The sequence below is a fragment of the Microcoleus sp. AT9b-C3 genome, assembly GCF_036705485.1.
Classification (GTDB): domain Bacteria; phylum Cyanobacteriota; class Cyanobacteriia; order Cyanobacteriales; family Microcoleaceae; genus Microcoleus.
In genome coordinates this window covers 1-11,070 of the sequence record NZ_JAUBUR010000072.1, presented here as the reverse complement: position 1 = coordinate 11,070, position 11,070 = coordinate 1, and the positions used below count along the sequence as shown (strand labels likewise).

Annotated in this window: 10 protein-coding genes; 6 read left to right on the top strand and 4 right to left on the bottom strand. The window is 45.7% G+C overall.

Annotation, left to right across the window (positions count from 1 at the left end; all coding sequences use genetic code 11):
• Positions 1–72 precede the first annotated feature (72 nt).
• Both QUB77_RS30640 and QUB77_RS30635 read right to left on the bottom strand, forming a co-directional pair.
• On the bottom strand, positions 73–282 hold the full coding sequence (locus QUB77_RS30640; RefSeq protein ID WP_333180786.1) for a hypothetical protein: 210 nt from the start codon (positions 280–282) through the stop codon (positions 73–75).
• A gap of 219 nt (positions 283–501) precedes the next feature.
• Positions 502–3,213: a cation-transporting P-type ATPase gene (locus QUB77_RS30635; protein ID WP_333180787.1), complete on the bottom strand. Its 2,712-nt coding sequence runs from the start codon at positions 3,211–3,213 to the stop codon at positions 502–504.
• Positions 3,214–3,449: 236 nt separating this feature from the next.
• On the opposite strand from QUB77_RS30635, the gene QUB77_RS30630 reads away from it, so the two are divergent.
• Positions 3,450–3,962 carry a BON domain-containing protein gene (locus QUB77_RS30630; RefSeq protein ID WP_333180788.1) on the top strand — a complete coding sequence of 171 codons (513 nt, stop codon included), beginning with the start codon at positions 3,450–3,452 and terminating at the stop codon, positions 3,960–3,962.
• 132 nt (positions 3,963–4,094) lie between these two features.
• Here QUB77_RS30630 and QUB77_RS30625 read toward each other — a convergent pair whose 3' ends face one another.
• A complete protein-coding gene (locus tag QUB77_RS30625) occupies positions 4,095–4,472 on the bottom strand; it encodes a hypothetical protein (RefSeq protein WP_333180789.1) in 378 nt (125 codons plus the stop codon).
• 154 nt (positions 4,473–4,626) lie between these two features.
• Between QUB77_RS30625 and rppA the strand changes: the two genes are divergently transcribed.
• From rppA to QUB77_RS30600, 5 genes are all read left to right on the top strand, one after another.
• Entirely contained in the window at positions 4,627–5,304 is a 678-nt protein-coding gene (gene rppA, locus QUB77_RS30620; protein WP_333180795.1) for a two-component system response regulator RppA, read from the top strand.
• Positions 5,305–5,322: 18 nt separating this feature from the next.
• Positions 5,323–6,603, top strand: coding sequence for a HAMP domain-containing sensor histidine kinase (locus QUB77_RS30615; RefSeq protein WP_333180790.1), 1,281 nt, complete (start codon positions 5,323–5,325; stop codon positions 6,601–6,603).
• An 85-nt stretch (positions 6,604–6,688) separates the two neighbouring features.
• Positions 6,689–7,240 carry a DUF3124 domain-containing protein gene (locus tag QUB77_RS30610; RefSeq protein ID WP_333180791.1) on the top strand — a complete coding sequence of 184 codons (552 nt, stop codon included), beginning with the start codon at positions 6,689–6,691 and terminating at the stop codon, positions 7,238–7,240.
• A 311-nt stretch (positions 7,241–7,551) separates the two neighbouring features.
• Positions 7,552–8,511, top strand: a complete 960-nt coding sequence (locus QUB77_RS30605; protein ID WP_333180792.1) for an aldo/keto reductase — start codon at positions 7,552–7,554, stop codon at positions 8,509–8,511.
• Positions 8,512–8,717: 206 nt separating this feature from the next.
• Positions 8,718–10,589, top strand: coding sequence for a serine/threonine-protein kinase (locus QUB77_RS30600; RefSeq protein WP_333180793.1), 1,872 nt, complete (start codon positions 8,718–8,720; stop codon positions 10,587–10,589).
• A 131-nt stretch (positions 10,590–10,720) separates the two neighbouring features.
• Here the strand turns inward: QUB77_RS30600 and QUB77_RS30595 are convergent, their stop codons facing one another.
• Entirely contained in the window at positions 10,721–11,032 is a 312-nt protein-coding gene (locus tag QUB77_RS30595; protein ID WP_333180794.1) for a hypothetical protein, read from the bottom strand.
• Between the last annotated feature and the right edge of the window lie 38 nt (positions 11,033–11,070).

The window sequence follows — 11,070 nt, the reverse complement described above, 5'->3', positions numbered from 1 at the left end:
TAAGCTCAACCTTTGTTTTATTAGGCTGATGATTAGAAGGCTTGCACCCTCTTCTTAGATGTCAAATGGGTTCTATATCGCGCCTACTTGTGCGCCTGCTGCTCTTGTGATTAAAATTTGCTGCACACCCAGAGAGTCCAAATCATTATGGTCAGAAGGTTGAGCAATCACTGAAATCTTGTGCATGGGGAAGTCCCTGCTTTTTAGCTCAACTAGCGCCTGCTTTACGTTTCGATGATTAGTAAATAAGCCGGTAGCACGTTTTAGGTTTTGGTAATTCATGAGAAATATTCAATATTCAACGCTACAAAATTGGTAAAAAGTGTTTCAGTTGACAGTTGACAGTTGACAGTTGACAGTTGACCGCTTTATAGCGAACTCTATCTGGAAGAGGATGAGAGTAATGAATAGTTTTCTTTTAATTTCTCCTGATGGGGATTGGGGCTTTAAACCAATTCTTTCTGGTAAAGCCGCTTTGAATGGTTTCATCACAAAAACCACTTAGTTCAGAGGTGCAAAACGCTTTAGGAAAGCTGACAAAGGAATCATTGGCAGTCCGAATCCGATACAAATTAAGCCTTGGATTGGGTTTAAAGATTCAGTGTTGAATAACTGATTCATAATGCCCAATTGGCTAAACAGGAATTGGAGAATGAAAATAGCCACAATGCCGATCGCCACAGCATACCCAACTGATTCATCTTTACCGCGCAGTTTGGCGACGATCGCCGGAACGAAGCGACTGATGCTTAATAGGTAAAAAGCTTCGGCTGCAACCAATGCTTGAATTGCCATCGTCCGGGCTAGAGCTTCATTGCCTGTGGTTTGGACGATCCATTCAAACATCCCAAAGATCGCAATCCAGTTAAATACCGAAACTGTCAGAATCCGAGCCGTCAGCCTGCGAGACAGCAGCGGTTCATTGGCCGATCGAGGTGGATGTTGCATGACATCGGGAGAGGGCGGCTCAAATGCCAACGGTAAGCTCAACGCAACTGAACTGACCATATTCAGCCAGAGAATTTGTACGGGCAAAATGGGTAGCGGGGCTGCCAGAAGTACGGCAATCAAGATGGTCATAGACTCTCCACCATTCACGGGCAGGATGAAGGCGATCGCCCGCAGCAGATTCTTATAAACCGTGCGCCCTTCCTCAACGGCTTTCTCGATCGAAGCAAAGTTGTCATCCGTCAGAATCATATCTGCGGCTTCTTTTGTGACTTCAGTGCCCGTGATGCCCATCGCTACCCCAATATCAGCTTGCTTCAGGGCGGGAGCATCGTTAAATCCATCTCCAGTCATCGCCACAATCTCGCCCTTAGACTGAAGTGCTTCGACAATGCGGAGCTTTTGTTCTGGTGCGACACGAGCAAACACGCAGCTTTGTTCGACAGCATTGGCTAATTGCTGCTGATTCATTTGAGCGAGTTCTTGACCCGTGAAAACAGGAGCCTCTTGGGTTTGATTTAGTCCCATTTGGTGCGCGATCGCTGCTGCTGTTTTGGCATGGTCGCCGGTAATCATCTTGACCTGAATTCCCGCAGACCGACAGGCTTGAATCGCTTGAATGGCTTCGGGGCGAGGCGGGTCGATCATGCCTTGCAGACCCAGAAAAGTTAACCCTTGCTCAATATCAGAATGCTCAATAGAAGATTGAGAAGCGGGTACAACTTTCTTGGCCAGTGCTAGAACTCGCAGCCCTTTTTTCGCCATCCTCTCCACGGCTTGCTCGATCGGCGCTGGGTTGAGGGCGATCGCCTCTCCCTCTTCATCGAGCATCTGGCGACACCGCTTCAGAATTGCCTCAATTGAACCCTTGACATAAATCAACCGTTGTGGGCGATCGTCATGTAAGGTTGCCATGTATTGAAACTGAGATTCAAACGGCAGTGTATCGAGTCGGCAAAGCGCCTGCGTTAGTTTGTCGCTTAACCCAGCTTTGTAAGCGACTGCAACCAGCGCCCCTTCCGTTGGACTACCGATCGCAGTCCAGTTCCCGTCTTGCACGTCTAGATAAGAATCGTTGCACAACAATCCTGCTTGCAGGCATTCATATAAAGCAGGTGCGTTCGCCAGGTCAACGGAGTGTCCATTTACAGAAATTTCCCCCTCTGGTGCATATCCTCCACCGCTAACCCGATATCGTTTTCCACCGGCATCGATCTCTTGAACCGTCATTTGATTCTCTGTCAAGGTTCCTGTTTTGTCGGAACAAATCACGGTGGTGCTGCCCAGCGTCTCAATTGCCGGAAGTTTGCGAATAATGGCGTGCTGCTTTGCCATTTGGGAAACCCCGATCGCCAGTGTCACCGTTAAAATCGCCGGTAATCCTTCAGGAATTGCGCTGACGGCAAGGGCCACAGATGCCTTAAACACCTCAACCCAAGAAAATCTCTGGGCAATGCCTGCAGCAAAGGTGAAGGCAGCCAAACCTAAAATGACATAGAGCAAGGTTTTGCTAAATTTGTCAATTTTGCGACTCAGTGGGGTTTCCAAGGCGGTGCTTTGCTGCATGAGTTGGGAGATGTGTCCCGTCTCGGTCATGTCACCAATGCTGACAACGAGTCCGCGTCCCTGTCCAAACGTTACCAGGCTTCCGGTATACGCCATGTTCGTGCGATCGGCCAGTGCAGCGTCTGCCTCTAGTGCCCGGGATTGCTTCTGAACCGGGACAGATTCTCCCGTTAACGCTGATTCATCAACTTGTAAGTCACGGACTTCGATCAGCCGCAGATCTGCAGACACTTTATCCCCAGAAGACAGCAAGACGAGATCGCCAGGAACCAGTTCGCTGGATGAAACTACTTGCTTTTGACCGTGGCGGAGAATGGTTGCCTCAGTTGCAACAGATTTTGCTAAAGTGGCGATCGCATTCTCTGCCTTTGACTCTTGAACAAAACCAATGGTGGCATTCGTCAGAGCAACCCCAAAAATTACCCCTGAATCAATCCACTCTTTCAGAAATGCTGTCACTATGCCAGAGGCTAACAAAATGTAGATTAGCGGCTGATTCAGTTGCTGAAAAAATCGCAACCAGGCACTTTGCGGCTTTTGAGCCGTTAGTTGATTGGGGCCGAGGATCTCGCGCCGCTCCGCTGACACCTCGGAAGATAGACCTATTTCCAGGTCAGTCTCTAAAATCCGAGCCACTTTCTCGACACAGAGGTGATGCCAAGAGTGTTCTACTAATTTTTCTACATTGGTTGCAGTCATAACGTTTCTTGTCAAGCCAACTGCTTCTCTGTTATTTCGTCTGGTTTCTAGCGTCATTGATGAAAGTGAGGGAAAAATGAGAGACTGATTTCTGTTACTCACATTTGGATCACATTTGCTCCCTATACTTAGGCACAGAACCGATTTAGATAACTTATAAGCTTGCCAACCTTAGTTCACTGGATTTGATTTATTGTTGCTTTTTATTAAAAGGGTTGTAAAAAGCATTACTTTTGATGGGTGAACTATGGTACATTTACTTATTGAGTTCAAATCCTCAAAGACTTCATGCTGAGGTTTATCGGCAAAATGGCGTTTTACCACAAGCAAAACAAACAAAGAATATGCAATTATTAAAGCTATTTGCAAAAGGAATCAGCGTCAGCACTGTTGCAATTTTGGGTTTAGGTGCTTGCACCCCCTCCAATACTTCACAGACAACTGTCCCATCTACTTCTGCTCCCACAACTGCCACTGGAAATACGACTGTTCCAACCCCTGCTACGCCTGCAACCACGACCGCACAGACGGCTCAGAATCAAGACATTGACGATATTGCCGATCGCGTAGAAGACGCTTTAGACTCCGATGCCACCCTCAAGCCATTCGATTTGGACGCAGACGATCGGGGTAATTCGATTGTGTTAACAGGGCGCGTTCAAACGGCAGAACAAAAAGCATTGGCAGAACAAATTGCTCGGCAAGTTGCAGCAAATGTTTCCATCAATAACGAAATCGTCACTCAGTAGTTCTTAATCCTCAAGTGGCAAGAGTATTTGGCGCTTTTTGCCTCTTGAGGAATTGCTCGATCGCAGCGAGGAAACCTATGGATTGGCCAACCTTATTTGACTGGATGCGATCGCCCTATTGAAACAATAAACTTATTCCACGATCTCGTAACGGACTAACTGGCGAACATTTTGACGCGATAACTGTAGTTCTTGCGCGATCGCTTTCTCTATCTGGGTTGCGTCAGTCATTGGCAATTCTAATTCCAATCGCTTCAAAATGGGTTCTGCTGTTTCTACCGCAACCTGGGTGGTTCCTTGTTTTCGGTTAATCACCGCGTTGATCAGCAATATATTGACAGACACCGTTGCTTTAAGCTGGGTATCTGCCTGAAGTTTATTCTTTACTATCTGGGGTTGTTGTAATTCTTGAGCCATTAGGAAACTGGAACCAACCCAAAACGCGATCGCCACAAACGGCAATGGCAACCAAAACTCTGCGCCTGATGCTTTTAGCCAACGTCTCATCATCAGCTATTCTTTCCCATCCGTTCTGAGGGTCTTACTATCTTTTTGCACTTTAATACAACTTGCTCTATCCTAAAATCTAGCTTAAAGAAGATGCGCGAATCGCCTCAAACTCTAATGCTGAAAACTGCAAGCTGTGAAGGAAGCGAGCCGAGATATGAGAGTTTTGCTGGTGGAAGATGACCCAAAGCAACTGATGCCGCTGCAAACGGTACTAGCTCAAGCAGGACATAGCGTGGATGGGGTAAAAGATGGAGAGACGGCACAGTGGCTGTTATCAGAAAAAGAATATGATTTGTTGATTTTGGACTGGATGTTGCCACATATCAGTGGGGTAAATCTCTGTCGTCAATATCGAGCAGCAGGGAAAACAGCGCCGATTTTGATGATCACCGCAAGAGACACCACGCCGGAAAAAGTGACCGGGTTAGACGCAGGTGCAGATGATTACCTGGTGAAACCGATCGATTTGGTTGAATTCATGGCACGAGTGCGGGCATTAAGACGGCGATCGCCCCTTTGGCAAGGAGATACGCTCAGCCTTGAGGATCTACACCTCCACCTCGATACTCTTACTGTTGAGCGACAAGGTGCAACCGTTTCCCTCTCCAGTCGCGAGTTTCAGTTGTTGGAGTATTTTATGCGCCATCCCCGACAGGTTTTGACTCGGAATCAGATTCAACAAGCCGTGTGGGAATGGGGGACCGAACCAGAGAGCAATGCGATTACTGTTTTAGTTCGCAAACTCCGCCAACGCTTGCAGGCTGTAGGATCGGCAGACTGGATTGAGAGCATTTACGGTATGGGTTATCGCCTCAGTTCCCCTCTCAAGTGACGATCGTCAAGCCAAGTCATGTTTAATCAAAGTCGTCGCAATCTGGCTCGTTGGTTCACCCTCTCAATGGGAAGCATTCTCGTGCTGTTTGCTGGGGCGATCTATCAGATTGAGGTAAAAGATAAACTAGAGGCCCTTGACCGACTTCTCTATGACAAAACTAGAGTGATGGCGGCTAGCGTACATTATGAAGTTCGCAAAAACCAGAACCAGGTCGATCTGAGTCATGTCCCCTTGTTAGGCAGTGGGTCTCATCCCCTTGCAGAAGATCTGATTTATGTACGCTGGTATAACGCACAAAGGCGGCTCGTTCGTTTTTTTGGGGATTCTCCTCCTGAGCAGTTAAATACGCCGTTTGGTTATCTAACAGTTCGATCGACCGATCCACTTTTGGGAAAAGGAATCTGGCTGCGTCAGGTGACATTACCCGTTGAAGGTAGAACTGGGGTACTCGGTTATCTTCAGGTTGCAACTCCCCTGACAGAAACTCAAAACAGGCTCACTCAGTTTCAGATGGTGCTCACTCTCGCTGTCCCGCTGACACTGGGCTTAATTGCCCTCACAGGTTGGTTTCTCAGCGGGCTGGCCATGCAACCGATTCGGCAAGCCTATCAGCAGCTTCAGCGCTTTACAGCCGATGCCTCTCACGAGTTGCGATCGCCCCTGTCTGCCATTCTCACTAATGCCCAGCTTGGGTTGATCATCGCGGCTGATGATTCGCGTTACCATCCTCCCTTAGAAAACATTGTAGATAGCGCAAAATCAATGGGAGCGCTCGTGAATAATTTACTGCTGTTGGCTCGTCATCAGGGGCGACTTGCGCCGGAATCGCTCAGGTTAATCAATCTCAACGAGTTGCTGAGCAATTTAGCAACCCAGTTTGTCGCACTTGCAGAAGCCCAAAATATCAAACTGATCTGCGAATTCCCGGAACAACGGATTGAATTATTGGCTGACCCTGATTTGCTGCGGCAAGTAGTAGAAAACTTGCTTTACAATGCCTGTAAATATACTGCCGTTGGCGGAACTATACAGATACGCCTAGTTCTTCATTCCAATTGGGCAGTCATTCAGATTATCGATACGGGAACCGGTATTCCAGAAGCGGACTTACCCTATATTTTCGATCGCTTCTATCGAGTAGACACCGAGCGATCGCAGGATAGCGGAGGCTTTGGGCTGGGGTTAGCGATCGTCCAACAAATTGTCAAGGCACACAGCGGACAAATACAGGTGACGAGTGCAGTGGGCAGGGGCTCAACGTTCCAGGTTGAACTGCCCCTCAAACCTTATCACTAAGCCGCCTCAAACGAGAGAGAAGGTGCACTCTGCTTTCTGCTTTAGACGTAACTGCAATGTATGTGGTGTATTTGGATGAATGCCGATGAAGTTGAAACATGATTTCTGGGTTGGTTGGGCGCTAGGGGCGATCGTCCTAAGTTCTTGTTCAGACCAAACTACCTCACCAAGACAACAACCTGATATAAAACGTGAAATTTCACTGAAAGCAGTTCCGTTAGATAAAACAAAAGTTGTGATGGGACAAACCCTATATGTCCCTATTTACTCACATATTTATCACTACAATAGCCAGGAGCAGGTCATGAATTTGTCAGCAACCCTCAGTATCCGCAATACGGACCTGACAAATTCGATTATTATTACTTCCGTGCGTTACTACGATAGTGATGGGAAATTGATTAGGCAGGACATTAAGAGTCCAGTAGAACTCAAGCCGCTTGCTTCCACAGAATTTTTTATTGCAGCAGATGATACAAGTGGAGGATCAGGTGCCAACTTTATTGTGGAGTGGGTTGCAGAAAAAACGGTTTATGAGCCTGTCATTGAAGCTGTCATGATTAGTACCTCTTCTTCTCAGGGCATTTCATTTATCAGTCCCGCCAAAGTTCTCAAGCAACACAGGAGGCTAAACTGATTTTAGAGGATTAAATTCTGGCTTTACCAGGTAGCTTTAGATTACCATAAGAAGAGTATCTCATATTTGTAAAAACACTTCTTCTGGCTTCTTCCTTTTTTATTCGGACTTTTTTCTCCTGACTCCTAACTCCAATTTCTAGCTTGGCTGCAAAAGTTAGATGCTCCCATTTTTAATTTTTAACTTTGTACATCACTATAATTATTTCATAATAAAACGATAGTATTACTGTGCATGACTACCCAACTTTTTTCTGTTAAGATTAGAGAGCTTGAGGGTGAATACTAAAAATATAAATGAGGACTTAGGGTATGCAAAAGCGACAATTGGGGACATCACAAATTCAGATTACCCCGATAATTATGGGGACTTGGCAAGCTGGGAAGCGGATGTGGGTGGGAATTGAGGATGCTGAAACTGTCAAAGCAATGCGCGCGGCTTTTGAGGCAGGTATTACCACCTTTGATACGGCTGAGGTTTACGGAGAAGGGCATTCGGAACAAATTATCGGTCAAGCACTTTCAGATGTGCGATCGCAAGTAGTTTATGCTAGCAAAGTTTTCGCCAACCACCTGAAACCCGAGTTGGTAATCGAAGCGTGCGATCGATCGCTAAAAAACCTCAACACCGATTATATCGACCTTTACCAAATCCACTGGCCCGCTGGCACTTGGAATTCCGAGTTAGTGCCAATTGCAGAAACAATGGACGCCCTGAACAAGTTAAAAGAACAGGGAAAAATTCGGGCGATCGGGGTTTCCAACTTCTCCCGCGCCCAAATAGAAGAAGCCACCCAATACGGACGCATCGACAGCTTGCAACCGCCCTATTCTCTGTTTTGGCGCTGGGTAGAAAAAGATGCTATGTCCTATTGTGTGGAAAATCATATCTCCATCATTGCCTATTCATCTCTAGCTCAAGGAATATTGACAGGTAAATTCGGCCCAGAACACAAGTTTGAAGAAGGCGACCACCGCGCCAAAAATAAGCTGTTCATCAAAGAAAATTACGACCGAGTGCAAACAGCATTAAATCAACTCAGGCCAATTGCCGATCGCCACGAGACAAGCTTAGGAAATTTAGCTTTAGCTTGGTTGATTTCCCAGCCACAAACAAATGCAATTGTTGGCGCGCGCGACGGGGAACAAGCAGCCGAAAATGCTAAAGCTGCTGAGGTAAAATTGAGTGAAGAGGAATTAAAAGAAATTGACGCGATCGGGCGAACAGTCACCGATCATTTAGACAATAACCCCGTTATGTGGAACTTCTAAAAGATTTAATTCAGGACTAGCAAAACCTCTATATGTAGGGTGCGGAATGCGCACCTTACCCCTATAAGTAGCGGGTAGAACCACTGTTTGAATAAGTCTTAGAGAGTCTGATAAAATGTATAATATCTACTGCCTAGTGCAAATATTCAAAAACATAAAATCTCAAATTCATAACCCCAAATATAAAATCTAAAATCCAAAATCGAATGAGTTACTGCCTAAACCCCAACTGTTCCAAGCCACAAAACCCTCCCGCAGCCAAAATTTGCCGAAATTGCCGTTCAAAACTGCTGCTGCGCGATCGCTACCGGGCTATAAAGGCGATCGGGCAAGGCGGTTTTGGTAGAACATTCCTCGCCGTTGACGAAGACAAACCCTCAAAACCTCGCTGCGTAATCAAACAATTTTTACCCCCAGAAACCCAACTCATCTCATCAGTAAGCAATCGCAACAGCAAAAAAGCAGCCGAACTTTTTGAACAAGAAGCAATGCGATTAGACGAATTGGGCAAACACCCTCAAATTCCCGAACTCTTAGCCTATTCCATCCAAGACAGCAGACAATATGTAGTCCAAGAATTTATCGACGGGCAAAATTTAGCACAAATTGTAGAAACAGAAGGCACATTTACAGAAAATCAAATTCAAGACTTACTCAATAGCTTATTACCCGTCCTTCACTTCATCCATTCCCACAACGTTATTCACCGAGACATCAAACCCGGAAACATCATCCGCCGCGCCGACAAACAATTAGTTTTAGTAGACTTTGGCGCCGCAAAAATTGCCACAGGTACAGCATTACTCAAAACAGGAACCAGCATCGGCAGCCCCGAATACATCGCCCCCGAACAAGCTAGAGGCAAAGCTTTTTTTGCCAGCGATTTGTACAGTTTAGGCGTAACTTGTTTGTATTTGCTAACTCAAGTTTCCCCATTTGACCTGTTCGATCCTGGTGAAGATGCCTGGATCTGGCGGCAGTATTTGGCAAACAACCCCGTGGGTGAACAACTCGGAAAAATTTTAGACAAAATGATTCAAAATGCTACTAACCGCCGTTATCAAACGGCTGTTGAAGTATTAAAAGAAATTAATCCCCAAGTTGCGATCGATCTAGCAATTCCTCAAACAAATTCCAAGTTAGTTAAACCAGGAAAAACTGCTGCCCAGCCCCAACAGCAAACCTATAACTGGCAATGTCTTCACACCCTCACAGGTCACAAAAACTTAATTTACTCTGTGGCTTTCAGCCCCAACGGAGAAGTTGTAGCCAGCGGCAGCGATGACAAAACAATCAAGCTGTGGGGAGTAGAAGACGGGCAAGAAATTGTCACCCTCACAGGACACGCTAACTCGGTTTATACAGTAGCTTTCAGCCCGGACAGACAGATGCTAGCCAGCAGCAGCCACGACAAAACAGTAAAACTTTGGCGGATGAAAGATGGACAAGAAATCCGCACCCTGATCGGTCACAGTAACTCAGTTTACGGCGCAGCTTTCAGTCCCGATGGCGAAATTATTGCTAGCAGCAGTTGGGACAAAACAATCAAGATTTGGCGAGTCAAAGACGGGCAAGAAATTCACACGCTTGCGGGTCACACCAATTTAGTTTATTTTGTCGCTTTTAGCCCTGATGGCGAAACTCTTGCTAGCTGCAGTTGGGACAGAACAGTCAAAATTTGGCGAGTTAAAGATGGGAAGCTAAGTCGCACACTTACAGGTCATACAGACTCCGTTCGCTGCATAGCTTTTAGTCCAAATGGAGAGTTTTTGGCTAGCGGCAGCCATGACAATACTATTAAAATTTGGTGGGTCAAAGATTGGCAAGAAGTTTTAACTATCACAGGACATTCTTGGTATGTTGATTCTATTGCTTTTAGTCCCGATGGCGAGATTCTGGCTAGCAGCAGCAATCAAACTATCAAAATTTGGCGAGTTAAAGATGGTCAAGAAATTTGTAATATTGCAGGTCACACTAATTCGGTATATTCTGTTAATTTTAGCCCGGAAGGAGAGTTTTTGGCTAGCTGCAGCAGTGACAAAACTATTAGGATTTGGCAGAATATGATGTTTGTTTAATTACCCAAAATCAAAGTTGTTTGTAATCGTTGGGCGGGGGCAGGTTTATCATAATTGTGGGTTTGAGCCAATTATTGTTGGTGAACCTGCCCCTACAGGAATTATGGTCAATTCACCGGACACGATATGATTCAACCGTTCTCCTTTTCAATTTTCCGTCGCAACTCTCGAATTATTGCACTTGTATGGCGATCGCGCGACATTTGCCAGCATTCCTCCACAATTTCTGATACATTAAAATTGGGAAAATAACGGCTAACTGAACTTTCGACATATCGATCGTTTTGCAAGTCGTAAATTCTGAGCTTATTTTTCTTAAACAGCCACACTTCCGGCATTTGATAAGGGAAATAATCATCTACATCGGTGTAGCTATAGCACTTATCAGAAAGATGAGGTATAAGGTAACTGACTTGAACAGAATGAAAAATATAAAACCCCAAAATGTAATGTTATGCAATCTAATTAAATGGAGCGGGAG